The sequence below is a fragment of the Enterococcus innesii genome (assembly GCF_022846515.1).
GTDB lineage: Bacteria > Bacillota > Bacilli > Lactobacillales > Enterococcaceae > Enterococcus_D > Enterococcus_D innesii.
On record NZ_AP025635.1, the window covers coordinates 466879 to 491427 of the forward strand.

Sequence of the window (24549 nt, forward strand, 5' to 3'; positions counted from 1 at the left end):
GGTCGATGAATCAGAGAATGATCAATTCTTTTGGTGAATGTGTCAACACTGTATTGCCCGTTTCGGTGATCAAAAGATCATCTTCGATACGAACGCCGCCAATTCCTGGAAGATAGATTCCTGGTTCATCTGTAATGACGTTTCCGACAACAAATGCTTTATCAGCGCGGAAAGATACATTTGGTCCTTCGTGGATCTCTAAACCAATCCCATGACCTGTTGAATGACCAAAGGCATCTCCGTAGCCAAAGGAAGCAATGTGATCCCGAGCGATCGCATCTAGTTCAATTCCGGTCATTCCAGGTTTTGCTGCTGCCAAGACTTTTTCTTGTGCTTCAAGTACGATTTGATAGATTTCCTTCAATTTATCGCCAGGATCGCCTACTGCAAAGGTTCTAGTCATATCCGACACATAGCCTTGATAGTAACAGCCAAAGTCTAACGTGATCAGATCACCTTGTTCAATCACTTTTTCACTGGCAACTCCATGGGGCATTGCTGAACGCAGACCACTAGCCACGATCGTTTCAAAAGATACACTTGTGGCACCTAATGAACGCATAAAGAAATCCAACTGATTCGCCACTTCGATTTCCGTCATTCCTGGGCGGATCATTTTCAAAATATGTTCAAATCCTTGATCGGCGATATGGCAGGCTTGTTGGATCAATGCGATCTCTTCCTCATCTTTGACTTCCCGCAAAGCCTCGATCATCCCCGATACAGGGGCTAGTGATGATTCCTCGATCAAGTCTTCTAAGACGGAGTATTCAGCAAAGCTGACGAAACTTTCTTCAAATGCTAAGACATTGATTTCTTCATTCTGGCAGATGGTTGCAACTTCTTCAAAAATCGGCCCGCTATTTTTTACGATCTCAAATCCTTGGGCTTGAGCAGCTGCTTGTTCTGTATAACGAAAATCTGTTACAAAAAAGGCTTTGTCTAACGTAATGACTGCTAAACCAGTTGTACCAGTAAAGTTTGTCAAGTAACGCAAATTGTATGGGCTGGTGATCAAGAACCCATCAATCGAATCTTTTCTCATTGCTTCACGTAATTTTTCGACTCTTAACATGTATCGTTCCCTACTTTCTTTTTCTATACGATAGTATTATAACAAACTTCCAGAAAAAGCGGAAAGTAAGCGAAAAGTTTTCTAAAAAATCAAACAATACGAATGAAAAGAATGGTATTTTAAAAAGACTCTAGTTTACTCTCTCGTTATTCTCTTCTAAATAGCTTCAATGCAAAAAAAAGCAACCCAGTCGATGGATTGCTTCTTTGATAATTATCTTTTCCGTCCCAAAAAGAACGATACGACAGCCACGAAAATGACTGCGCCAATGATTGCCGGCACGATTGCCATTCCTGCCACTTGTGGTCCCCAAGTGCCGAATAAGCCTTGTCCGATTGATGCGCCCACAAGTCCTGCGACGATATCAAAAATGCAACCGCGTTTTTCTCCTGCGATAGCACCGCCGATCGACCCGATGACCGCTCCCACGATCAATGTCCATAAAAAGTGCATAATAACCCCTCCTAAACTTTCTTATAAAAAGGGTAACACATTGAGAATCAATTGGAAAAACATATGCTCTCTTGTTATTTTCTACGGGTAATTGCCCGTTTCAAGATATCGAAAAAGCCAAGAGAATGGACCATATGATCTGGGTCAACGTATTCCCGAATTGCCCGCAGAACTTTTTTTGGTTCTTTTGATGAGAAGGTATACGTCCCATTCTTTTTGGTCCGAATCGCATAACGCGGGATCCAACGTCCTTTGAACAAGACCGAAGCGATCACATAGTCGACGTCTTCCCAAGGAATTTGAATAAACTTGCGTTTGTCACGATCATTGTAAAACTCAAAGGCATTATCGCCGATCATGATTTTGCCGTATTCATTGATACCTAAAAAAGACGTAGCATCGATCGTCAAATCAACTTTTGTATTAAGAGATTGTACCATTTGCGCTTACTCCATTCTATATCGTCTTATTGTTACCTATTATACGTGTTTGCGGCATATTTGGCGAATAAATAAAAAGATGCTTGGGTTTCCCCAAGCACCTATCATTGAAAAGATTATAACAATCCGATCAAGTGTCCACCGATACCGACTAAGAATAGACCGATAATAATGACGATTGGAGAAACTTTTTTCTTCAATAACCACATACATAACAAAGTAAGCAATAGTGCAGCTAAACCAGGAATCAATTGATCCAAGTTGTTTTGCAATGTTGTTACTTTTGTATCAGTCAATGCACGGCCTTCAGCTACTTGTTGGAAGGCTTGTTGCAAACCAGCTGAACCGGAAGGCAAGTTTGCCCAGTCGACATAGGCACCTTCATCAAGCGGTACGCTTGAGACAACTGGTGCAAAGGAAATCGAAACCCAACGTTGAACAAGTGACCCTAATACGAACATCCCTAAAATAGAAGCACCTTTTGTTACATCTTGTAGCAAACCACCTGAAAGGTCATCTGTGATTTTAGAACCAGCACGGTAGCCGAATTCTTGTGTGTACCACATAAATGCCCAACGGATGATGTTCCAAGCAACGAAGAAGATGATTGGGCCTAAGATGTTTCCGCCTAAAGCAAGAGAAGCACCTAATGCACCTAACATCGGACGGACAGTAAACCAGAACACAGGGTCACCGACACCGGCTAAAGGACCCATCATCCCAACTTTTACCCCTTGGATCGCTACGTCATCGACAGGCGCGCCATTGGCACGTTCTTCTTCTAACGCTAGTGTTACACCTAAGATTGGTGATGCGATATATGGGTGAGTATTAAAGAATTCTAAGTGACGCTTCAAAGCAGCGGCACGGTCTTCTTTTGTTTTGTATAATTTTTTGATTGCTGGAATCATTGAGAATGCCCAACCACCATTTTGCATACGTTCATAGTTCCATGAACCTTGAATGAAGGTAGAGCGCCATGCTACGGCTAAACGATCTTTTTTATTTAATTGAATTTTTTCTGCCATTTTTTTCTCCTCCTTCGATTCTAATAGTCATTCAAGATATCGCCTAGAGGGTCGCCAGTGTTACTGCCGCCTCCTCCATTTGATGATCCGCCCATTTTAGTTAGGTTCAAGTAGATCAAAGCGATTGCTACTGCCAAGGCACCGATAGCGATCAATGTCAATTCAGAGATAGCTGCGATAACGAAACCGATAATAAAGAATGGCCATACTTCGCGAGTTGCCATCATGTTGATAACCATTGCGTAACCAACGGCAACAACCATACCACCACCGATAGCCATACCATCCGTCAACCATGCAGGCATTGATTCTAAGAAGTTTTGAACAGTTGCAGCAGGGATTGCCAACAATGCAGCTGCAGGAATCGCAATACGAACCCCTTGCATACATACAGCGATCACGTGCCACATTTCAATTTTACGAATGTTGCCTTCTTCAGCAGCCGCATCCATAAAGTGAACGATTGGCACAGCCAATGTACGAACGATCATTGTCAAGAACAAACCAGCAACAGCTAGAGGGATTGCAACGGCAATCGCTGTATCAACACCAGCAGTTCCTTGTCCACCTAAAACTAAAATAATTGCAGATGCAACAGACGCCAATGCAGCATCAGGTGCAACAGCGGCACCGATGTTTGCCCATCCAAGTGCGATCATTTGTAATGATCCGCCCAAAATGATACATGCTTCCAAATTACCGGTCACTAAACCGATCAAAGTACACGCGATTAGCGGTTGATGGAATTGGAATTCATCCAAGATTCCTTCCATACCAGCTAAAAAGGCAACGAGTACTACTAATACCATAGATATAATAGTCATGATAGACCTCCTATTTAGTTGAATACGTTTCTATTTATTTGCCAATTCATTTTTGGCTTTGCGTAAGATTTCGTCCATGTTGTCTCGAGAGTCATTTGGTACTTTACGCACATCGAATTTGATGCCGCGTTCTTTTAGATCTTCAAATGTCTTCACATCGTCCGTACCCATCGACAATACTTTACTTACAACAACTTTCCCAACAGAGTGAGCCATTGAACCAACGTTCACTTCAGTGATATCAACGCCGCCTTCAACTGCACGCAACACATCTTGTGGGTTTTCAAATAAAAGTAAAGCTTTCGTATTCCCGAAACGAGGGTCTTTAGAAACTTCAATCATTTTATCCACTGGAATGACGTTCGCTTTTACTCCTGGAGGAGCTGCTTGTTCGATCAGTTTTTTACGCAAGTCATCTTTTGCCACCGCGTCAGAAACAACGATGATCCGAGATGGATTGACTGATTTTGTCCAAGCTGTTGCGACTTGACCATGCAACAAACGTGAATCGACACGTGCAAGTACGATTTTGATTTTGCCATCGCCTAGAACAGTTCCCGGAGGAAGTGATCCTTTAGGTTGATCGTCTTGCACTGCTTTTGGTGCTGCCGCTTCTTCTGGTTCAAGTTCTTCTGGTTTGACCTTGACCCCTTCTTTAGCTGTTTCAACGATATGCGCAGCGATTTCATGCGCTGTATTCATTGAAAAACGTGAAGCATAGGCTTCGATCACCATTGGTAAATTCATACCAGCAACGATTGCCCATTTGTCTTTGTGATCTTCAAACAAGCTGTTCGCTTGGTTGAAAGGAGTACCACCCCAAAGATCAACTAAGAATAATACTTCTTCTTGATCGTCAAATGTAGCAATTGCTTCTTGCATTTTTGCCTTGATGTCATCTGGACCTTCACTTGGCATCAATGTAACAGCTTTAACATTTTCTTGTTCGCCGAAGATCATTGAACCAGATTGCAAAATGCCGTTAGCAAATTCTCCATGACTTGCTAGGATAATTCCTACCATCTTTTTACCTCCTATATCAAAATTGAAAAATGTGACACGAATACGAAAGAAAAAACAACATCGAAAAACTAAGGGTGACTACCTTCTTTTTCCAAAATATCCTTCAAAAAGATTTTACGATCAGCTGGAACTTTGCGTATCTCCACTTCAATGCCTTGGTTTTGCAAGTAAAGCAATGAAGCAAGATCTTGATCATTGACTGACACGAAATTAGTGATCATCCGTTTTCCCATTGAAAAGCTCATGCCGCCGATATTGACGGAACGAATGTCAATGCCTCCTTTGACCAGAGTCACGACATCTTGAGGGTTGGTAAATAATAACATGACTTTTTGCGTATTAAATAATGTGTTATGCGCCACCTCAAGCATTTTTGCTACTGTCACCACATTAGATTTGATTCCTGGTGGAGCAGCTTCTTTCAAGAGAAACTTCCGTAATTGGTCATTTGCGACCTCATCACTGACCACGATGATTCGATTGATACCAGTCATTTTCGACCAAGCTGTGGCGACCTGACCATGAATCAACCGATCGTCGATTCGGGCAAGACGTATATCCATTCCCATTGTGCAAGCCTCCTACATCCATCGATCCGCTTTTCATATTGAGGATCTGTTCTTTTTTCAATCACCTCCTGTATCCACTTATATAGAAGCAAGAAGCGTGCCAAGTTTTTACGATACACTATTCTTGAAAAAACCTTAAGAATCAGCATTTGAATAATACACTAAAAAAGATACACTAAAAAATACTGTATCTTTTTTAGTGTATCTGTATTATTTTTCATGATTATTGGTATTGCTCTTTTTCCCGATGGTTCTTTACGAGTTCCATCAAGTAATACTCTTCCGCATCAGGAATCTCAATATTCATCAAACGACTAAACGACTGGACATGGACATGAAGCAGTGCGTAAAGTGGGTCCGAACGCATCGCCTCTAGCTCTTTCTCCCCAACTGTCAACGGCTGCCGCAAAATGATTCGTTCCAGCATACCTGCACTATGCATGACAAAGTTGATCAAAAAGCCTTGCTGCGCTTGCCCTAATTCAAGATCACGAATGATCTCCTGGCTGAACTTCCATAAAGGATCGACCACTTTTTTCGGATTGATATACGTAAAGTTTTCTTCTAGATACTGGACGCAGATTGCTTTCGCCTGTTGGTCATCCAGCTGAACTTCATCTTCAAAACTCAAATCATTCTCTAATAGGATATCATCTAACAAAAGATCGACATCTTGGTCAATAAAACGTTCCAGCGAAATAAATGGCGCATCTATATGGGGATCGATGATCCCCGTTGCAGCAATCAATCGATAACGCTGTTGAATCTGTTCCAAATCCGTTCTTAGATCCGCCACCGATAAGGTCACCACTTCAACATTTTGGTTTTGCCGTTTTGACAATGAACTTTGGATCAATTCTTTGATACGCTGCGCCGTTCCTTTTCCTGAAGCACAGACCGCTAAGATCGCTTTAGGGTGGTGGTTTTGTGTCACTGGTTCTTCCACAGTGACCGCTCCATATCCACGGAACTTCCGTAACGAATCATACAGTTGATCGAGGTCCGTTCCAATAACCGATGCTTTACGGACCGTCTCAAGGACGATGGAGGTGGTCACCATGTCGACTGTCCGCACAGCCACGCCTGTTTCCCGCTGGATCTCATTATTAAAGGTCGCTAAAGACCCCATGTCGACTAACAGGATCACTCCGCTACCGTCATTGACAGCACGCACACTATCCACGATTTTTTTCAACGCCACAGCCGGTGGCATATCTAACGGCATGTCCACCGCGGTAACTTGATCAACTTCCAGCAACTGTTTGACCACTTGTACCATACTACTGGCTGTGCTGTTGCCGTGGGCTGCAACGACGACCCCAATTTTCCCAGAGGAATGAGAGGTCCTAAGAGAAACCAGAAGAACCGCTAAATAATAAGATTCGCTCTCCGGAATCGCCACTTGGAAACTATCACCAATAAAATCGCGGACTTCTTTGGCGACTTCAAACTCTTGCGGGTAGTCAGCTACCATCTGACGAATATTGTCATTGGTTTGTCGTTCTTCTCCTAGATGGATTTTTTTCAAAAAGGAGCTGATGTGTAAGCTCATGGCATAGATAAAGTTTTGCTGAAAATCGTAATTTAAGCGTTGCCGAACCATCTCGTAGATTTGATTTGTTACACTGATCACTTTCTGGTCGACAAACTCACTTAGTTTATTGACCGAGTTAAAGGAAAACCCGTGATCTTTATAAAAAGACTTTAAGTGAACATTAATATCTGTTGAGATAAAATGATTGATCGCCTCTTGGTCTAACCCATCTGCTTTTAGCAAAGCAGCCTTGTCGCCGATAATATCGTAAAGATTATAAGGCAATTCATAGGAATCTGATTGGATATTGTTTAAGTTTTGATTCGGCTGAACACTGATTTTCGGTTCAAGGATCTTTGAAAGCTCTGCCAGCTCATTGCGACGATTTCCCAAGACGATCAACCCTGAACGGATCCCTTCTGGAAGATCTAATAAATCGATTTCAATTTCATCCTGCTGCATATGGTTTAGAAATCCACGGGCACAAACAAGCTGCACGTTCGACTTCAATTGCCCGATATTCCCAAAACTAACACTGCCGATCAGTGCTTTGACCACATCCTCTGTCAAGGTGATCGTCCGTTGGATGCGGGTCGCCTCTTGCCCAACTAATACCCGAACAAGGTCGACTTTTTCTGACGCCGGTCGTTTTTCAAAGAAAGGCAATTGAATGTTAATGGGAATCCGCCGGGTGAAGGTATCTAAGAGTGTTGAGTTGGGGTCTTCCGTAGTCGCTCCAACGATTCGGACATTCGCTTGATGGTTTTTGCCCGTCTCTCCTAGACGACTGAAGGTTCCATGATCCATAAAGTAAAAGATCATTTCCTGACCTTCTGGTGGTAAGCGATGGATCTCATCGAGAAATAGCATACTTTCATCTGCTTGATCGATAATACCGATTTTCTCTTGATCGGCACCCGTAAATGCGCCTCGCACATAACCAAACAAATGACTCATCAAAAGTTCCGGATTATTCGCATAGTCCGCACAGTTAAAGACAATCAATTCTTTGTCTTCGGCAATCACCTGATTGCTTTTGGCAAACTGAAACATCGCATGGGCAAAGTAGGTTTTCCCAGAACCTGTAGGACCTGTAATCAAGCAGTTTAGCCCCTTTGGCGGATACAAAATCGCTGCTTTGGCTTGCTCAACGGCGTTTTTCATACTGCCATTGGCACCAATGATTGTCGCAAAAATATCCCGGTCAGAAGGCTGTCCTTGTACTCGCTGAGGGAAAGCTTTTTCCCTTTGGGGACGATTTTCTTTATAGCTTGGGACATACTTTTCAGAACTGCTTGCGTCAATACCTGCTGCCCAATAGCGCACAGGACGTGAATCACTTTTTTCAACGCGTCCTTCTTTGACAAGCTGATTTAAATCTTTACTGGCATTACTGCGCTGAATGGCTAAGTGATCGGCAACTTCCGAAGTAGACAACCCCTTTTTCTCCCCTAAGCCGCTCCGCGTGTTTTCAAGGATATATTGATAGATACGTTCGATTCGCTTGCCCAACAGCTTCGCCTCCTTGTTTTTCCACTTGAATACTTTACTCATTTTTCTATAAAAATGCAACTTTTTTCCACATAGAAAAAACAAAATGCTTTGCATTTAGTAGCAATAGAAAAAATTTCCACCTGTTACTTTCAGCATAAAGCATTTTGCCAAAAAAAGATATTCAAAAGTCAGGATGCGTTAGGCTTTTTCATTAGGAATGAACGCTGGCACCTGGTCTGGAAATCGTTGTAGTTCTTTTTGCATCCATATCACATCGTGCCATTGATTGAACTTATAGCCGACATGCGCAAAATCAGCAACTTTCCGATACCCAAGTTTCTCATGAAAAGCCTCGCTTTGTTGATTGCCTCCTGTAATACACGCAGTCAGATTGACCACGTTTTGCGCTTTTAATTTTTCCTCAAGCGCTTGGTAAAGAGCGGTACCGAGCCCTTTTGCTTTTGCATCCGGGGCTAAATAAACGGTTACTTCAACGGTCCAATCATAGGCTGCTCGTTCTTTATAGGCTGATGCATAGGCATAACCGACGATTTCACCAGCCTCTTCTGCAACGAGATACGGGTAGCGTTTCAAGGTCTTGGCGATGCGTTCCGCGAATTCTTGAACCGTAGGCACCTCCGTTTCAAAGGTAATCGGTGTATTATCTACATAATAAGCATAGATTGCTGTCAAGGCTTGGGCATCTGCAATGGTGGCAGAACGTATCGTCATAGAATCCCTTCTTTCAGTAAATTTTTTCCAGTATACTCTTTCTAAAGAAAAAAAACAATCCGCTTTTGACGGATCGTTTCCTAATAATTGATGATTTAGCGGGTTTTTTCAGCGCCGCAATACACGGTGAGATGTTGTGGCAGCACCTGTACTGTGATTGGCAACTCAGGTCCTGGATCGCCATCGACACTCGTTTCGATCGTTGCCCCATCCTCCAAACGAATCGCAGCTTTATCAAAGGTTTGATAACCAAGAACATCATTTGATTCCGTAACTCCTTTGAGAAGCTCAGGCACACTTTTGACAGTTTCCCAAAGATTTGTATCCTTCAAGTAGATCAGATGCAATTTGCCGTCATCGGTACTCGCTTTAGGTAAAAGAGATTCAAAACCGCCAATCGTATTCGATGACCCAACGATCATCGTACTACTTTCCACAGCGATCGTCGTTTTTTCGCCATTATTTTCGGCGATCACTTCAAACTGATGACTTTCATTTTTCCGCACTTCCCGTAGACCAGAAACAAAATAGGCCATTTTTCCCAGCTTGGTTTTTTCTTCAGCTTCCACATTGTTGATCGCTGCTGGAATCATACCGATCGCCACCACATTGGTAAAATAAGCTTGATTGACCTGCCCAATATCGATTTTGCGGGTGCGATCCACTGCAAATGATTCGATGGCTTCCTTAGGATCTAGTGGAATCGCTAATGCTCTGGCTAAATCATTTACTGTTCCCAGCGGGAAGAAACCGAAATTTGGTCGTTTGTCATGAGGGGCTAAGCCATTGACCGCTTCATTGACGGTACCATCACCGCCCATTGCGAAGACACTGTCAAATTCTGCTGCCGCTTCAGAGGCAAAACGCGTGGCATCTCCTTCTTTTTCAGTATGTTTGACTACGACTTCCGCAAAGCTTTCCCGCAACTTGTCTGCTGCCATTTCCTCAAATTCTTTCGCTTGTTCACCACCAGAACTTGGATTGACAATCAATAATGCTTTCATAAAACAGCCTCCTTGTTTAGGTTCATTTTCTATAAATCCAGTATAACAAGTTTCACAAAAACTGTCTTAAACAACCTCCACTCCTCCGCTGCAAAAAAACACAGCCTATTTAGACTGTGTTTTTTCGAGCACTCACTTTATTTTATTAAACCAATCGTTTACGCAAGCGCCCAGAAATAAAATCAATGATCGTGACCGTCACAACGATCCCCAATAAAATGATCCCCACGCGGCTCCATGAACGTGCATTGATAGCAAAGATCATCGGTGTACCGATCCCGCCTGCCCCTACGATCCCTAAGATCGAAGCCGAACGGACAGCCAGTTCAAATCGATACAAGGTAAAAGATAGAAATTCTGGGATCAGTTGCGGCAATGTCGCAAAGCCTAATACATCCCAGCGGCTTCCTCCCGCACTAATGACGGATTCCGAGGGACCATGATCCATGTTTTCGATCGCTTCGCTATAGAGTTTTGCCAACATCCCAACGGAATGGACACTGACCGCCAGCACTCCGGCAAAGGAGCCGGGACCTACCGTTTTAATAAACATAATGGCTAAGACGATTTCTGGAAACGTTCGAATCGCCGTCAGTACGATTTTCCCAACTCCCGATAACCAGCGAGGACTATTTTTGCTGCGCGCCGCCCAAAAGGCAAAAGGAATACTTAATAGTGAGGATAAAAACGTACCCACAAAGGCGATCGCAACGGTTTCGATCATCAAACTGATCAAATCTTCGCCATCACCGGTATAAACATAGCCCCAATCAGGATGGATCAGCCCATAAAAGATTGAGCCGACAATTTGACCGACATTTTCTTTGACGCCGGCAAAAGGTACACCAGCGAAAGCCCAAATATAAAGGAAGATAACGACTACTGCGATCAGCCAATTCCGTATTTTTTTCTTTTTCGGTTCTGCTGGCAACATCATAACAATCGCTCCCTTAATCTATTACTGATGGTATCAATCACCAAAACAACTGCAAAAATCACTAAGACGATAATCGACGTCTGGTCATATCGAAACTGGCTTAAAGATCGTTGTAAGAAAACACCGATTCCGCCTGCGCCGATATACCCAAGAATCGTCGATGCCCGCACATTGATCTCAAAGGCATAAAGCAAGTAACTGAGAAAATGGCTCATGACTTGCGGTACGACTGCATAGCGGATGATATCAAACTTCGATCCTCCAGAAGCCGTGATCGCTTCGATTGGACCTTCATCAATCGTTTCAATCGACTCATAAAACAATTTGGTGATCATCCCAAAAGAAAACACAGAGATGGAGATCACCCCGGCTACGGGACCGATTCCGACAATGGCAACAAATAAAGCCGCCAGCATCAAATCAGGTACTGTCCGAATGATATTTAAAACAAAACGGAAACAACCGCTGATCCAATGATTCGTCATGATATTTCGTGCTGCTAAAAGTGAAAACGGAAAGGCCGCCAGTGCACCAAAGGTTGTACCGATGATCGCCATTTGGATCGTTTGCAAAATCGGCTCAACAATGATTTTGGCATATGCCCAATCAGGATGAGCCATCTTTTGTAAAATGACATTCATTTGACTGCTGTTGCTAAAGAACCGTGCCAAATCAACGCCAGAAATAGAGCCGCTAACGAACAATACCACTAAAAAAATGACGAGCCACAGAACATTTTTCCATAGTCCGCTGCGTTTCGGCAACGTATTTGTCGTCATTGTCCTGCCCCTTCCTGCTCTTCCATGATCTCGCTACCATAAATCTGTTTCAATCGCTGATCAGTCGCTTCACTGACAGGGCCATCAAAAACCAAGCCCCCATCTCGTAACCCGATGATCCGTGTGCCGTATTCTCTTGCCAATTGGACAGAATGTAAATTGACTACGATAGTGATACCCAGATCTTGATTGATCCGTTTTAAGTCATTCATGACTTTTTCAGTGGTTAATGGATCTAATGATGCAACCGGTTCATCCGCTAAAATAATTTTTGGCTCTTGCGTCAAAGCCCGAGCAATCGAAACCCGTTGCTGCTGACCGCCAGATAATTCATCGGCTCGAGTATAAACTTTTTCTGCAAGGTTGACCCGCTGCAGTGATTGATAAGCCAACTCCTTGTCCGCTTGCGGAAAGAGACCCAGCAGCATTTTGATCGTGGGATGATAAGCCACTCGCCCCGTTAAGACGTTTCGCAAGACACTCGAACGTTTCACCAAATTGAAGCTTTGGAAAATCATGCCAATGTCTCGACGAATCAAGCGTAGCTCTCTTCCTTTTGCTTTTGTGATCGACTTGTTATCGATTAAAATCTCGCCGCTTGTAATCTCGTGCAGTCGATTGATGGAGCGCAACATCGTTGATTTGCCTGCACCGGATAAACCCACGACGATGACAAATTCTCCTTTTTTGATATCGATGTTCAAATCCTTCAACCCCAACACCCCATTTGGGTATTGCTTGGTCACATTTTGAAATGAAATAATCGTTTCGTTCTCTAGAGCCATGATTCTCCTACTTTCTTTCCATTAGATAAAAATTGCTGTCCATTCGAAAAGGGTACCTCAAGTACCGGTACCCTCCCGATCTATTCATCTATTATTGTCCGACTTGTTCCGCATACTCTCTTACAATGTCGAAATTGCTGTCTTGTGAAACAACGTATCCTTCATGCGAGTATATATCAGAAATGATTTGTTTTCCTTCTTCATCTTTTCCGATCGCGATAAAGGCATCTTGGATTTTTTTGTCCCACTCTTCACTCATATCGCTGCGAACACTGATCGTATCGTTCGGGATCGGTTCGGTAAAGTACATTGGTTCTACCTCATCCATGATTTCAGGGTAATCATTTTTGACCGTGTTACGGGCATCTTCAAAAACGAAGGCCGCGTCAACGTCGCCATTCAAGACAGATAAGACCGCTTGGTCATGGCCTTTGACTTGAACAGTCGTCACATCCGTATTGATATCGATGCCTGCTTTTTTCATTTCTGCTACTGGCCAAACATAACCGGCAGAAGAAGTAACATCTTGCGTGGCAATCGTTTTGCCTTTTAAATCTTCCAACTCTTTGATGTCACTGCCGCTTTTTACGACGATCATTGAACGATAGCTATCAACCAATTCATCCGTTGATTCGCCACCAGGCTGCTTGATGCCATAACGCTGCGCTTGCAACAGTACCCTAACATTGCTTTGTTCATTTGCTAAAACGTAGGCATTCGGCGGTAAAAAGCCGACATCTACTTGTTTCGAAGCCATTGCTTCAACGATTGTATTGTAGTCAGTGGAAACACTCACTGTGACTGGAATCCCCAATTCATCACTTAACAATTGCTCAAGTGGTTTTGCTTTTGCTTCTAATGTTTCTGCTGCTTGTGATGGGACAAATTGAACGGTCAACTTTTCTGGTACATATCCTGCTTCCTCAGCCGCCGAGTCAGTGCTTGCTCCACCTGAGCCACATGCCGCCAGCGTAACTGCCGCCACCAAACCTAAACCAAACATTGCCGTTTTCTTCCAAACTTTCATCACTTTTTCTCCTTTTCATTAAAAAAATCGAACTCATGGAATTCCGAACTTTCCTTTTTGATTATAAAAAACCAACGAATTAAAAACAATCTTTTTCGAATTACGAACGTTTTCTTTTTTGATAATGTTCGTGTTTTGACAGAAATCATTCGTGAGCAGATTCTCAATAATCAACGTTTTTCGAAAGTTTCTTTCCATTTGTTCTACTTCCTCAGAGTATCAAATGAATATAAGGTTTATGTTATCAACGTGTAAAGATTCCGTTAATCGCAAAAGGAACTTTGTGAAGAACAAAGCATGGATATACTTGCAATTCTTGCCCTAAGTGCACAAAATTTCTTAAAACGTCTAACCAGAAGATGCCCGCACACTTTTTTGAACGAAACAACACAAAAAAAAGCAGAGAATTCCCTTAAGAACCTCTGCTTTTGAACTCATTCTCTTACTATAGAAAGAGTACGTTATCCTTGATCCGTTGACAGCTGCAACAAGAGTACATGCTCGTTATCAATCATTTCACCCGTCAAACCAAAGCCATTGCGTTCGTAAAGCTTCGTTGCGATCTCGTTGCCATTCACAGCGGAGATCCTTAATTCTTGCGCTTGGATATGGGTTTTGAACCAATCTAACCCAGCAAGAAACGCCTGAGTGCCTAACCCTTGATTTTGGAATTTTTCTGCGATCATAAACCGCTCGATCCACCATGAAGTTTTTGGATAATCCTCATCCGCCTCGTAAAAACTAAATAGCATAAAGCCGACCATTTCCTCCTCATTGTATAGGGCAAACGCCTGACGAGGTTCCTCATAGATTGCCTCTAACATTGAGTACCAATTGGGCGCAACAAAGTCTTCTTGCTCCTTCGTTGTCTTCAAATTCATACACGCACGATAGTTTTCCTTCGTGATTTCTTTTAATTGAATCATTGCTTCGCTCCTTTTAAAAGTCATTAATATTGACTACTTTGTTAAAACGGTTTCATTGATGTATAAAAAAACACCCAGGTTACTTTTACGTAATCTGGATGTCATTTTCTTATGCTTCTTGCGCTACTGGATAAACAGATACTTGTTTTTTGTCGCGGCCTTTACGTTCGAAACGAACAACGCCGTCAACTTTTGCAAACAATGTATCATCTCCACCGATACCTACGTTTACCCCTGGGTAAATTTTAGTACCGCGTTGGCGATAAAGGATTGATCCGCCTGAAACGGTTTGACCGTCAGCACGTTTCGCACCTAAACGTTTTGATTGAGAGTCACGTCCGTTAGAAGTAGAACCCCCACCTTTTTTGTGAGCGAAGAATTGCAAATTCATTTTCATCAACATGAGATGCACCTCCTAGTTTTCTTTAGTAGTTTTGATTTGGATATAATCGTTGTACTCTTCTTGAACTGATTGCAAGCCGATCAACAAATTCTCTAAAAGAATTTGTGCGATATTCGACTGCTCTTGGGTCAAACGAGAAGGCAGTGTGACTAATAAGTACCCACCATTTTCGTTATCTGCTTCAACTTTTGGCGCAACGCCAGCCAAAGCATCGATCCCATTGACTGCACTGATCGCTAAAGCGGATGCTGCAGCACAGACGATGTCTTTGCCGTATTCTCCTGCTTGTGCGTGTCCAGCCAGTTCAAAAGAAACAATCCGACCAGAGTCATTTCGTTTGAATGTCCCTTTGATCATATTCGTTACCCTGCTTTTCGTAAGAATTAAGCGTTGATCGCGTCAATAACAACTTTTGTGTAAGGTTGACGGTGACCTTGTTTACGGTGTGAATGTTTTTTAGGTTTGTATTTGAAAGTTACGACTTTCTTTTGTTTGCCGTGTTTTTCAACAGTCCCTTCAACAGTTGCTCCTGCAACGATTGGGGCACCTACTTTTGTTGATTCGCCACCTACTAAGATAACTTCATCAAAAGTAACCTTTTGTCCAGCTTCAACGTCTAATTTTTCAACGTAGATTGCTTGACCCACTTCAACTTTTACTTGTTTCCCACCAGTTTTGATAATTGCGTACATGCTCTACAGCACCTCCTTATAATATACTTAGACTCGCCATCCCAAGTGACTTTCGTACTTACTACTTGTTCTGTGCGGTTGTAGCTGTGGAGTCCACAATTACAACAGATTAACTTTATCAAAATGTTTTCCTAAAGTCAATCACTAATTAGGGAAAAGACAGAATTCTTTTGCTACTAGTCATTTCCTTTTGTGCATTTTTTATTTTCTATTACTATAGAAGAAAGAGCACAAGTGAAACAGAATTGGAGGAGTTTTCATGCAATACCCCAAAGAATTAGCCATTGCCGTTCAACAGGCGTCCCGCAATTATCCATTGGAAGGATTTGTTCCCGGTCAAGGACCGCTGCAGCCAAAACTGATGATCGTTGGTGAAGCCCCTGGTCGAACCGAAATCGAGAATTTTATTCCTTTTAGCGGACAAGCAGGAAAAGAATTGATGAAATCGTTGGCTTTAGCCGGTTTGACCCGTGAGGATGTCTACATCACTAGCGCTGTCCGCAGCCGCCCATATTCCGTCAAAGAACGGATCAACAAGCGCAGCGGTGCCCATGAGATCGTCCATCCCAATCGTACACCTACCAAAAAAGAAGTCTTGCTACACGCACCGCTGCTTGACTACGAGTTGTCCGTTGTAGATCCGCCCGTCATTGCAACTGTTGGCAATATCGGACTGCAGCGATTATTAGGCAACGCCTATTATATCAAAGACCACCATGGCGAAGTGATCCGTTCCAAAATACAAGAAAGCAATCCGACAAAGGATGGCTATCAATGGTCGGAAAAAGAATATTTGATCGTGCCGATGTATCATCCCGCTGCGATCTTTTACAATCGAACGTTGACTCCGCAAATCGAAGCTGATTGGCGAGGGTTAAGAAACATTCTCTCACAAATAACAGCCGACGAATAACGACCAGTCCCCTAGCCCTATTGCCAATACGCTGGAATCGTCTGCTCATAGGCGGTGATTTTCGCCTCTTCCTGCAAGGTGATACTGATTTCATCGAGACCGTGGATCAATTTGTGTTTCCAGGTAGCATCGATTGCAAAGAAATGCTCCTCCCCGGCAACGATCACACATTGCCTCGGCAAGTCGATGCTGATTTTTTCAGAAGCAGGCAGCGAGGCGATCCTTTGGCGAACAGTCAAAGGCAGCTCGATGGGCAGCAGCCCGTTTTTGGTGGCATTCATATAGAAAATATCACCGAAGCTACCAGCAATCACGGCTTTGAAGCCGTAATCCAACAGCGCCCAAGCCGCATGCTCTCGAGAAGAGCCAGAACCAAAATTATCACCAGTGATGAGGATTTGAGCGGTCTGATATGCTGGATCATTCAAGATAAATGCTGGATTAGGCTTGCGTTGCGGTAAATAGCGCCAATCGTCAAATAAAAATTCGCCAAACCCCGTTTTTTCGACGCGCTTCAAATAATTTTTCGGTAGGATTTGATCGGTATCAATATTGTCATTCATCAAAGGCAGCGTCGTACCTTCAAATTGCGTAAAAGCTTCCATTAACCAACACCTCCAACCACTTCTCGTACATCGACAAAACGACCATGAATCGCAGCAGCTGCTGCCATCGCTGGACTACAGAGGTGCGTCCGCGCGTTTTTCCCTTGCCGTCCAACAAAATTGCGATTTGACGTGGAGGCACAGTGGACCCCTTCTGGTACTTTATCAGGATTCATTCCTAAGCACATGGAACAGCCAGGCTCTCGCCATTCAAAACCAGCCTCGATAAAGACTTTGTCTAAACCGATCGCTTCCGCTGCTTTACGGACAGGGCGTGAACCAGGAACGATAATACCCGTGACCCCTTCTTTGATGGTTTGACCTTTCAAAATCGCCGCTGCCTCTTGCAGATCAGACAACCGACCATTAGTACACGATCCAATAAAAATGTATTCAATGGGGATATCAGCAGCTGTCTGTCCAGGTTGCAGCGCCATATATTCATAGGCTTGCTGATCATTGTGATCCCGCACTTCAGGAAACGCTTCGCTGACCGGTACCCCCATTTCTGGATTGGTTCCCCAAGTGATGTAAGGTTCTAAGGTTGCTGCGTCTAAGGTGATCAGGGTATCATAATTGGCATCTTCATCGGTATAAAGGGTTTGCCAATCAGCCACCGCACTGGCAAACGCTTGTGGCGCAAAGCGTCGATCCTTCACATAAGCAAAGGTCGTTTCATCAGGTGCGATCAAGCCCATTTTCGCCCCACCTTCGATCGACATATTGCAAATGGTCATGCGTTCTTCCATCGTCAGGCTACGGATCGTTTCGCCAAAGAATTCTACGGCATAGCCACCACCAAAATCAGTGCCATGGGTCGCGATCAATGCCAAAATAATATCTTTGGCGTACACCCCCGGCTGTAGCTGACCGGTGATCTCAACGCCCATCCGTTTCGGTTTCCTCTGCCAGATGGCTTGCGTCGCAAAGACATGCTCCACTTCACTCGTACCGATCCCAAACGCGATCGCGCCGAAAGCGCCATGGGTGGCAGTATGGGAATCACCGCAAACGATCGTTTTTCCTGGTTGCGTCAAGCCTACTTCTGGGCCAACCATATGGACAATTCCTTGGTTGGCAGAGCCATTGTCACACAATTCGATCCCAAAATCATGACAGTTTTTACGTAACGTATCCATTTGCTTTTTTGCAACCAGATCGGTGATAGTAAAAATATCTTTGGTAGGCACATTATGATCCATCGTTGCGAAGGTTTTTTCGGGACAACGGACTGTCCGTCCCGCTTGCCGCAACCCTTCAAAGGCTTGCGGTGTCGTCACCTCATGGATCATATGCAGATCGACGTAAAGCAGCTGAGCCTGCCCTTCTTCTCCTGTGATGACATGCCGATCCCATAGTTTATCAAACAGCGTTTTCCCCATAATTGCTCACTCCTAACTGTGCAATAACCGCTTCTGTAAAGGCAGTTGTCGTTGCCGTACCACCTAAATCACGGGTCAAGATCCCCGCATCCATTACCTCGTAACAAGCACTTTCGATGGTATCCGCCAGCTCTTCCTCTTGAAAGGACTCTCTTAGCATCATCACGACAGACAAAATCATGGAAACCGGATTGGCGCAATTTTGCCCAGCGATATCCGGTGCCGAGCCATGGATCGGTTCATATAAAGAAACCCCTTCTGCGCCATGACTTGCGCTAGGCAGCACTCCTAATGACCCTGGCAAAACCGAGGCTTCATCACTTAAAATGTCGCCAAAGAGATTTTCTGTCACGATTACATCAAAGTCTTTGGGATTTTGGATGATTTTCATAGCGGCGGAATCAACATATTGATGAGTCAACTGACAATCTGGGAATTCCTGTGCCGTTTCTTCCGCTAACCGGCGCCAAAGTCGGCTAGTCGCCAACACATTTGCTTTATCGACAGAGAGAACCCGCTTCTTCCGCGTGCGGGCGATCTCAAAGGCTTTACGCAAAATCCGTCGAATCTCTGCTTGATGATAATGATTGATGTCGTAGGCTTCTTCAGGTTTTTCTGCTTTTTCGCCAAAATAGATACCGCCAGTCAACTCACGAACGATGACAAAATCTGTCCCCCGAAGGATCGCTTCTTTAATGGGAGACAAAGCAATCACCGCATCAACTACTTTGATGGGTCGAATATTGGCGTATAGCCCTAACGCTTGACGCAAATTCAAAAGTCCTTTCTCGGGTGTTATCGGTGCGTTTTCCCAAACTGGATCACCAATGGCTCCTAAAAGGATCGCATCCGCCTGTTGGCAAGCTTGTAGTGTTTCTTGTGGCAATGGCTCTCCAGTAAGTGCCAGCGCCGCACCACCAAATGGTCGCTGGTCAAAATGAAAGCACTGGAGATGGTCAGGACAAGCCGCTTTCAATACCGCAAGGGCACTGTCCATAATTTCTGGTCCAATGCCATCTCCTGCTAAAACAACGATCTTTTTCAAACAAGGACACCTCGTTTCTTCAATGCAGCGCTGGCCTGCACATAGGCTTTGGCTGATGCCTGCAAGACATCAAAGTCTAAGCCAATCCCGCTGATTTTTTCATTGGTATCCTGACATTCAATGACCACGTGCACTTCGGCTTGCGCATCTTCCCCACTGGTCAAGGCAGTGATCTCATAATTCAACAGCTTTGGCTGCTGCTGGAAAATCTGATCGATCGAGTTGTAGATTGCTTGGATACTGCCGGCACCGATAGCTGATGCCACTTGTTTTTCCTCATCTTTGATGATAGAAACCACCGCTCCTTGATGGCCATTGGACACATATTGTAGCTGAACGGCGTCCAACTCACAGCCGCCTTCTTGACTGCGGCCTTGATCAGCCACCAAAGCCAGCAAATCTTGTTCGGTCACTTGTTTCTTTTTATCTGCTAACTCTTTGAAACGTTTAAACAATTCGTTGGTTTCTTCTTGGTCAAACTGGTACCCCAGTTGCTGCATTTTATCGACGAAGGCATGGCGGCCAGAAAGTTTGCCTAAAGGCAACGAGTTGGTTTCTACCCCCACCAACTGTGGGGTAATGATTTCGTAGGTCTCAGGATTTTTTAAGACGCCATCTTGATGAATCCCAGATTCATGGGCATAGGCATTGCCGCCGACAATCGCTTTGTTTTTCGGTACCGTGATTCCTGACAAACGCGCTACCAAATCGCTGGTGCGTTTCGTTTCATTTAATTTGATGTTGGAGCTAGCCTGATAGAAATCATTGCGAATATGCAACGCCAAGGCCACTTCTTCTAATGCGGTATTGCCCGCTCGCTCGCCGATCCCGTTGATCGTTCCTTCCACCCGATCAGCACCATTTTCGATAGCTGCCAGCGCATTGGCTGTCGCCATTCCCAAGTCATCATGACAATGGGAAGAAAAAATGATCGGCTGCTCACTCTTGATATTGGCGATTAAATAGGCGAAAAGCGCACCATATTCCGTAGGATTGGTAAACCCTACTGTATCGGGCACATTGATGATCGTCGCGCCGGCATCAATCGCTGTTTGAACCGCCTCAAGCAAGAAGGCCTTGTCGGTGCGGGTGGCATCTTCTGGCGAGAATTGAACTTTTTCAAAGCGTTCACGGGCATAAGCCACATGTTCTTTGATGGAAGCGAGTACTTCTGCTTTCGTCATATTCAGCTTGTACTGGCGATGCACCTCACTGGTTGCTAGAAAGACATGGATTTGCGGATCGCTGGCTTGATGAAGAGCTTCATAAGCACGATCAATGTCTTTTTTCTGACAACGGGCAAGTCCTGCAACGGTCATCCTCGTCACCGCCCCAGCAATCGCTTGGACTGCTTGGAAGTCTCCTTCTGATGCAATCGGAAAGCCTGCTTCGATCGTATCGATCCCCCATTTTTCCAATTGCAGCGCCAATTGAACCTTTTCTTTCGTATTGAAGTTGACGCCTGGGGTCTGTTCACCGTCTCTCAATGTCGTATCAAAAAACTGGATTTTTCTCATCACTAGTTCCTCCTAAGCTTTTGTAGATGCACGATTGGCTCGATATCATTCAAACACCATTGAAAAAATGGTATAAAAAAAGCACTCCATAAAGGGTTTCCTTCATGCAATGCGAATAGGACTCTTCAAATGATGCCTTAAAAAGGCGGGTCATAGAAAAAGAGTCCTTACGATAATAATAATAAAAATGCTGCTGTTTGTTTCAATCGTTTATCCATCGTCGTCACCTATCACTTTTTTTATCTTGTTATGAAGATACCAAACAGCAGGTTCCTCTGTCAACACTTTTCCCTGAATTTTCTGAATATTTCGATAAAAAGTTCGTTTTCACCCAGATGATGGGTTGCTTTTCTTCCTTGATGAAAATTTAAGCAGAACCTGACGAGATCTTCACAGGATTTTAACCAAAACTCCACATAGCACCGTTATGATAGAAATATCCCAAAAATATTTTTTCACCCCTTTATCCTGCCAGTCGTATGACTGGTTTTTTTGTTGTTCCCAAAGACTCGAAAAGATTGAACTTAAGGTAAGTTATTCGTATAATAAGGGGCAACGATAAATTAGGAGGATGAAGATGCGCAACGAAATGATGCATCGTCCAGTAGTCAAACCAGAACTAGTGGCGTTTATGCGTGAAAAACAAAAACAATTACCCGGCGAACTTGGTGAAATCGAGCAAGCCGCTCATGAAAAAGAAGTGCCAATCATCCCACATGAAACTGTGGTATTTTTGCAGTTTTTATTGGGACAGCTTCAGCCAAAAGAAATCCTTGAGATCGGCACAGCGATCGGTTTTTCTTCAAGCTTGATGGCACAATGTGTGAAAGAGGGGCATGTCACAACGATCGATCGCTTTGACGTCATGATCCGCAGAGCCAAAGAAACCTATGCTCGCTTAGGAAATGAAGACAAAATCACGCTCTTAGAAGGACAAGCGGCAGACGTCCTGCCTACATTGAGTGGCCCTTATGATTTTATCTTCATGGACAGCGCCAAATCGAAATACATTGAATTTTTACCAGAATGTCTGCGTCTATTACGTAAAGGCGGTGTGCTGATGGTGGATGACGTGTTTCAAGCTGGAACGATTCTACAACCCATCGAAGAAATCCCGCGCAACCAGCGAGCGATCCATCGTAAATTGAATCTTTTCTTGGATACCGTGATGAACCATCCTCAGTTGACCTCCACCCTCGTCCCTTTAGGAGATGGCGTGATTCTCATTACGAAAGAAGCCGATAGCGTAATACTTGAGGAACCTGAGAAAGGTTGAGGGCAGCTGCGCTTCCTTTTTCCAAAGAAAAAATAAGAAAAGGGCGAAAAGCGATTGACATTGCTGCGCCCTTTTTCTATAATGTTATTTGTTGCTGATTGATTTCAACAGCTTAGGCGAAGTGAGCATTCGCTGAAAATTATTTGTTCCAGTAGCTCAGCCGGATAGAGCATTCGCCTTCTAAGCGAACGGTCGGGGGTTCGAATCCCTCCTGGAACGTTATATTATCGTGCATAGCGTTAGCAGATCGTTAGGAATCTTGATTCCTAGCGATTTTTTCATTTTTCTAGATAAGTTTATCGTTACCCAAATCCTATTTTTCAGCTATCTAAAATCACATTAGATAATGTCTTTGGCACTTACTATCTCGAATGAAAAATACGTGCTATCATAGGTGCAGGAGGATCGAATATGAAAAAACATCCAGATGAACACATCATGCAATCCTTAATTGAGTTACAGCGAACAGAACATTCTATTATTGCTGCTGTTATAGATCCCGACCATAATATTGTAGCCATCGGGAAAACACGTGTTCTTGAAGACCATGACCCAACTGCTCATGCTGAAGTAATTGCCATAAGAAAAGCTTGTCAGCTTCTTAAGAAACATACTCTGCCAAAAGGCTATTGGATATATAGTACTTTCGAACCTTGCCCTTTGTGTAGCGCTGCAATTATCTGGTCAGAATTAGATGGCGTTGTTTATTCAAACAATCCTACTTATCGTGGAAATGAACAAAACTGGTCATTTATATCTTGCGCTGAGGTTCTTCAAAGTGGTGCCTATATTCATGAGGTTGTTTTAGAAAAGGATTTCCTGATTGACGAAATCAAAGACTATTTTATTTAGACTAACAAATTGTCAGTACTCCCCCTCCAGAAATAATTCCAAATATAGATAAATTCTTAATTGCATGTTTATTAATTAATTTTGTCATATATTTTCTCGAAAAATAACTTTTTGAGTTGTTATTTGTAACATATCAAAACCAACTAAACATGCAGAATATTTTTAGACTAGGTTTTCTTTAATCACTCGGATTGAACCCCCCTGTGGAAATCAATGATGAAGATAATTCAAAGAAGTTTTTTTTCGGGGGAAAGGGAGCTATCAAAAAGAAAGCAGGTGTCCTATGGAGATAACGGTACATATCGCAAGTGGGTTTAGTAAAAACCAAACGGGGGGCAACAAGGCTGGAGTCGTTCTGCTGGAACAGCCCCTTACGCCACAACAAAAGTTAGCCGTCGCAAAAGAGTTAGGCTTTTCAGAAACAGCTTTTTTATCGAAAGCCCCGCAGGCCGATTTCCGATTTGACTATTTTACGCCAAAAGAAGAAGTTGACTTATGCGGACATGCAACAATCGCTTCCTTTGCCCTATTATCGTATCTAAACAAACTTTCCAAGCAACAGTATCGCATCGACACCAACGCCGGACGTTTGTCGATCACCATCAAAGACGGTGTTATTTTCATGGAACAGAACAAACCGCTGTTTTCAGATGTGCTTTCACTAGAACAATTAGCTGACTGTTTCGATACCAATGCTATCAATGATCAAATTCCTATTCAAATCGTTTCGACTGGATTAAAGGATATCCTTGTTCCAATCAAAACAACGGCGCAGTTGCAGCAAGTTGTACCTGATTTTGAGGAAATAAAAAAAGTAAGTGCGCTTCAACAAGTAGTTGGCATGCACTTATATGCAATGGAAAAAGAACGAATCGTTTGCCGTAACTTTGCCCCATTGTTTGACATCAATGAAGAATCTGCCACAGGCACTTCCAATGCCGCTTTGGCTTGCTTCTTGTATCAAAAGTGTGCTCTCGAAAAAGAAGTGTATCGTTTTGAGCAAGGCAGCAATTTAAGTGAACCTTCTGAAATTTTTGTTAAACTCGCAACGAACTCACAAAAGGAAATCCAACATGTTTACGTTGGGGGCAGAGGGCATTATTGCGAGACGGTCACCATCGACACCGATACACTGGCATAATCATGGGAATTTGGACTGATCTTCCATCAGCCTTTTTTCCTCTTCACAAATCACGTTCTTTTTTCCATAACAGCCCATCAGTACCTCGAATAC

The 24549-nt window shown here is 43.5% G+C and carries 26 protein-coding genes, 1 tRNA gene and 1 other annotated feature; of the genes, 5 read left to right on the plus strand and 22 right to left on the minus strand.

Translation table 11 applies throughout. From position 1 onward, the window contains the following. Positions 1 to 10: 10 nt before the first annotated feature. The 18 genes from ENLAB_RS02230 to rplU all read right to left on the minus strand — a co-directional run bounded on the left by ENLAB_RS02230 (position 11) and on the right by rplU (position 15725). Entirely contained in the window at positions 11 to 1075 is a 1065-nt protein-coding gene (locus tag ENLAB_RS02230) for a M24 family metallopeptidase (RefSeq protein ID WP_200124735.1), read from the minus strand. Between the two features lie 213 nt (positions 1076 to 1288). Beyond that, the gene (locus ENLAB_RS02235; protein WP_005225767.1) at positions 1289 to 1528 is read right to left on the minus strand and encodes a GlsB/YeaQ/YmgE family stress response membrane protein; all 240 of its coding nucleotides are present in this window, start codon (positions 1526 to 1528) and stop codon (positions 1289 to 1291) included. Between the two features lie 74 nt (positions 1529 to 1602). Beyond that, entirely contained in the window at positions 1603 to 1968 is a 366-nt protein-coding gene (locus ENLAB_RS02240; protein WP_005235348.1) for a DUF956 family protein, read from the minus strand. A gap of 116 nt (positions 1969 to 2084) precedes the next feature. Continuing rightward, a complete protein-coding gene (locus tag ENLAB_RS02245) occupies positions 2085 to 2996 on the minus strand; it encodes a PTS system mannose/fructose/sorbose family transporter subunit IID (protein ID WP_005235347.1) in 912 nt (303 codons plus the stop codon). Between the two features lie 20 nt (positions 2997 to 3016). Further along, complete coding sequence (locus ENLAB_RS02250; RefSeq protein ID WP_081118064.1) at positions 3017 to 3820, minus strand: PTS mannose/fructose/sorbose transporter subunit IIC; 804 nt, start codon at positions 3818 to 3820, stop codon at positions 3017 to 3019. 30 nt (positions 3821 to 3850) lie between these two features. Next, the gene (locus ENLAB_RS02255) at positions 3851 to 4843 is read right to left on the minus strand and encodes a mannose/fructose/sorbose PTS transporter subunit IIA (protein ID WP_096741307.1); all 993 of its coding nucleotides are present in this window, start codon (positions 4841 to 4843) and stop codon (positions 3851 to 3853) included. Between the two features lie 68 nt (positions 4844 to 4911). Continuing rightward, positions 4912 to 5406, minus strand: a complete 495-nt coding sequence (locus ENLAB_RS02260; RefSeq protein WP_026008065.1) for a PTS sugar transporter subunit IIB — start codon at positions 5404 to 5406, stop codon at positions 4912 to 4914. Between the two features lie 229 nt (positions 5407 to 5635). Then, positions 5636 to 8458 (minus strand): sigma-54-dependent transcriptional regulator, encoded by a 2823-nt coding sequence (locus ENLAB_RS02265; RefSeq protein ID WP_244352399.1) that lies wholly within the window; start codon positions 8456 to 8458, stop codon positions 5636 to 5638. Between the two features lie 180 nt (positions 8459 to 8638). Then, positions 8639 to 9172 carry a GNAT family N-acetyltransferase gene (locus ENLAB_RS02270; protein ID WP_081118061.1) on the minus strand — a complete coding sequence of 178 codons (534 nt, stop codon included), beginning with the start codon at positions 9170 to 9172 and terminating at the stop codon, positions 8639 to 8641. Between the two features lie 95 nt (positions 9173 to 9267). Further along, positions 9268 to 10176: a diacylglycerol/lipid kinase family protein gene (locus ENLAB_RS02275; protein WP_244352401.1), complete on the minus strand. Its 909-nt coding sequence runs from the start codon at positions 10174 to 10176 to the stop codon at positions 9268 to 9270. A gap of 145 nt (positions 10177 to 10321) precedes the next feature. Then, entirely contained in the window at positions 10322 to 11113 is a 792-nt protein-coding gene (gene phnE / locus ENLAB_RS02280; RefSeq protein WP_244352403.1) for a phosphonate ABC transporter, permease protein PhnE, read from the minus strand. Then, on the minus strand, positions 11110 to 11892 hold the full coding sequence (gene phnE, locus ENLAB_RS02285; protein WP_005235330.1) for a phosphonate ABC transporter, permease protein PhnE: 783 nt from the start codon (positions 11890 to 11892) through the stop codon (positions 11110 to 11112). The genes phnE (ENLAB_RS02280) and phnE (ENLAB_RS02285) overlap by 4 nt, the downstream gene beginning before the upstream one ends. Next, complete coding sequence (gene phnC, locus ENLAB_RS02290) at positions 11889 to 12677, minus strand: phosphonate ABC transporter ATP-binding protein (RefSeq protein ID WP_016610305.1); 789 nt, start codon at positions 12675 to 12677, stop codon at positions 11889 to 11891. Before phnC ends, phnE (ENLAB_RS02285) begins: the two co-directional genes overlap by 4 nt. A 91-nt stretch (positions 12678 to 12768) precedes the next feature. Continuing rightward, positions 12769 to 13704, minus strand: coding sequence for a phosphate/phosphite/phosphonate ABC transporter substrate-binding protein (locus tag ENLAB_RS02295; protein WP_244352405.1), 936 nt, complete (start codon positions 13702 to 13704; stop codon positions 12769 to 12771). A 461-nt stretch (positions 13705 to 14165) separates the two neighbouring features. Continuing rightward, positions 14166 to 14630, minus strand: coding sequence for a GNAT family N-acetyltransferase (locus ENLAB_RS02300; protein ID WP_140964932.1), 465 nt, complete (start codon positions 14628 to 14630; stop codon positions 14166 to 14168). 109 nt (positions 14631 to 14739) lie between these two features. Beyond that, on the minus strand, positions 14740 to 15033 hold the full coding sequence (gene rpmA, locus ENLAB_RS02305; protein WP_003126181.1) for a 50S ribosomal protein L27: 294 nt from the start codon (positions 15031 to 15033) through the stop codon (positions 14740 to 14742). 12 nt (positions 15034 to 15045) lie between these two features. Further along, a complete protein-coding gene (locus ENLAB_RS02310; protein WP_005225752.1) occupies positions 15046 to 15390 on the minus strand; it encodes a ribosomal-processing cysteine protease Prp in 345 nt (114 codons plus the stop codon). A gap of 26 nt (positions 15391 to 15416) precedes the next feature. Continuing rightward, a complete protein-coding gene (gene rplU, locus ENLAB_RS02315) occupies positions 15417 to 15725 on the minus strand; it encodes a 50S ribosomal protein L21 (RefSeq protein WP_005225751.1) in 309 nt (102 codons plus the stop codon). 19 nt (positions 15726 to 15744) lie between these two features. Then, positions 15745 to 15815, minus strand: a sequence feature (ribosomal protein L21 leader region). A gap of 169 nt (positions 15816 to 15984) precedes the next feature. On the opposite strand from rplU, the gene ENLAB_RS02320 reads away from it, so the two are divergent. Then, on the plus strand, positions 15985 to 16638 hold the full coding sequence (locus tag ENLAB_RS02320; RefSeq protein ID WP_081118056.1) for a uracil-DNA glycosylase: 654 nt from the start codon (positions 15985 to 15987) through the stop codon (positions 16636 to 16638). 17 nt (positions 16639 to 16655) lie between these two features. Here the strand turns inward: ENLAB_RS02320 and leuD are convergent, their stop codons facing one another. The 4 genes from leuD to ENLAB_RS02340 are packed head-to-tail and all read right to left on the minus strand — an operon-like array spanning position 16656 to position 21187. Then, complete coding sequence (leuD, locus tag ENLAB_RS02325) at positions 16656 to 17243, minus strand: 3-isopropylmalate dehydratase small subunit (protein ID WP_244352407.1); 588 nt, start codon at positions 17241 to 17243, stop codon at positions 16656 to 16658. Beyond that, entirely contained in the window at positions 17243 to 18625 is a 1383-nt protein-coding gene (gene leuC / locus ENLAB_RS02330; protein ID WP_244352408.1) for a 3-isopropylmalate dehydratase large subunit, read from the minus strand. Before leuC ends, leuD begins: the two co-directional genes overlap by 1 nt. Then, complete coding sequence (gene leuB, locus ENLAB_RS02335; protein WP_244352410.1) at positions 18606 to 19670, minus strand: 3-isopropylmalate dehydrogenase; 1065 nt, start codon at positions 19668 to 19670, stop codon at positions 18606 to 18608. Before leuB ends, leuC begins: the two co-directional genes overlap by 20 nt. Beyond that, positions 19667 to 21187 carry a 2-isopropylmalate synthase gene (locus tag ENLAB_RS02340; protein ID WP_077454347.1) on the minus strand — a complete coding sequence of 507 codons (1521 nt, stop codon included), beginning with the start codon at positions 21185 to 21187 and terminating at the stop codon, positions 19667 to 19669. The genes leuB and ENLAB_RS02340 overlap by 4 nt, the downstream gene beginning before the upstream one ends. 577 nt (positions 21188 to 21764) lie before the next feature. Between ENLAB_RS02340 and ENLAB_RS02345 the strand changes: the two genes are divergently transcribed. The 4 genes from ENLAB_RS02345 (at position 21765) to ENLAB_RS02360 (ending at position 24456) form a co-directional block, all read left to right on the plus strand. Then, on the plus strand, positions 21765 to 22463 hold the full coding sequence (locus tag ENLAB_RS02345; RefSeq protein WP_195264995.1) for an O-methyltransferase: 699 nt from the start codon (positions 21765 to 21767) through the stop codon (positions 22461 to 22463). 145 nt (positions 22464 to 22608) lie between these two features. Then, positions 22609 to 22682, plus strand: a tRNA-Arg gene (locus ENLAB_RS02350). A 192-nt stretch (positions 22683 to 22874) separates the two neighbouring features. Beyond that, positions 22875 to 23315 (plus strand): nucleoside deaminase, encoded by a 441-nt coding sequence (locus ENLAB_RS02355; protein ID WP_244352412.1) that lies wholly within the window; start codon positions 22875 to 22877, stop codon positions 23313 to 23315. Between the two features lie 283 nt (positions 23316 to 23598). Next, entirely contained in the window at positions 23599 to 24456 is an 858-nt protein-coding gene (locus ENLAB_RS02360; RefSeq protein WP_244352414.1) for a PhzF family phenazine biosynthesis protein, read from the plus strand. The last annotated feature ends 93 nt before the right edge of the window (positions 24457 to 24549 follow it).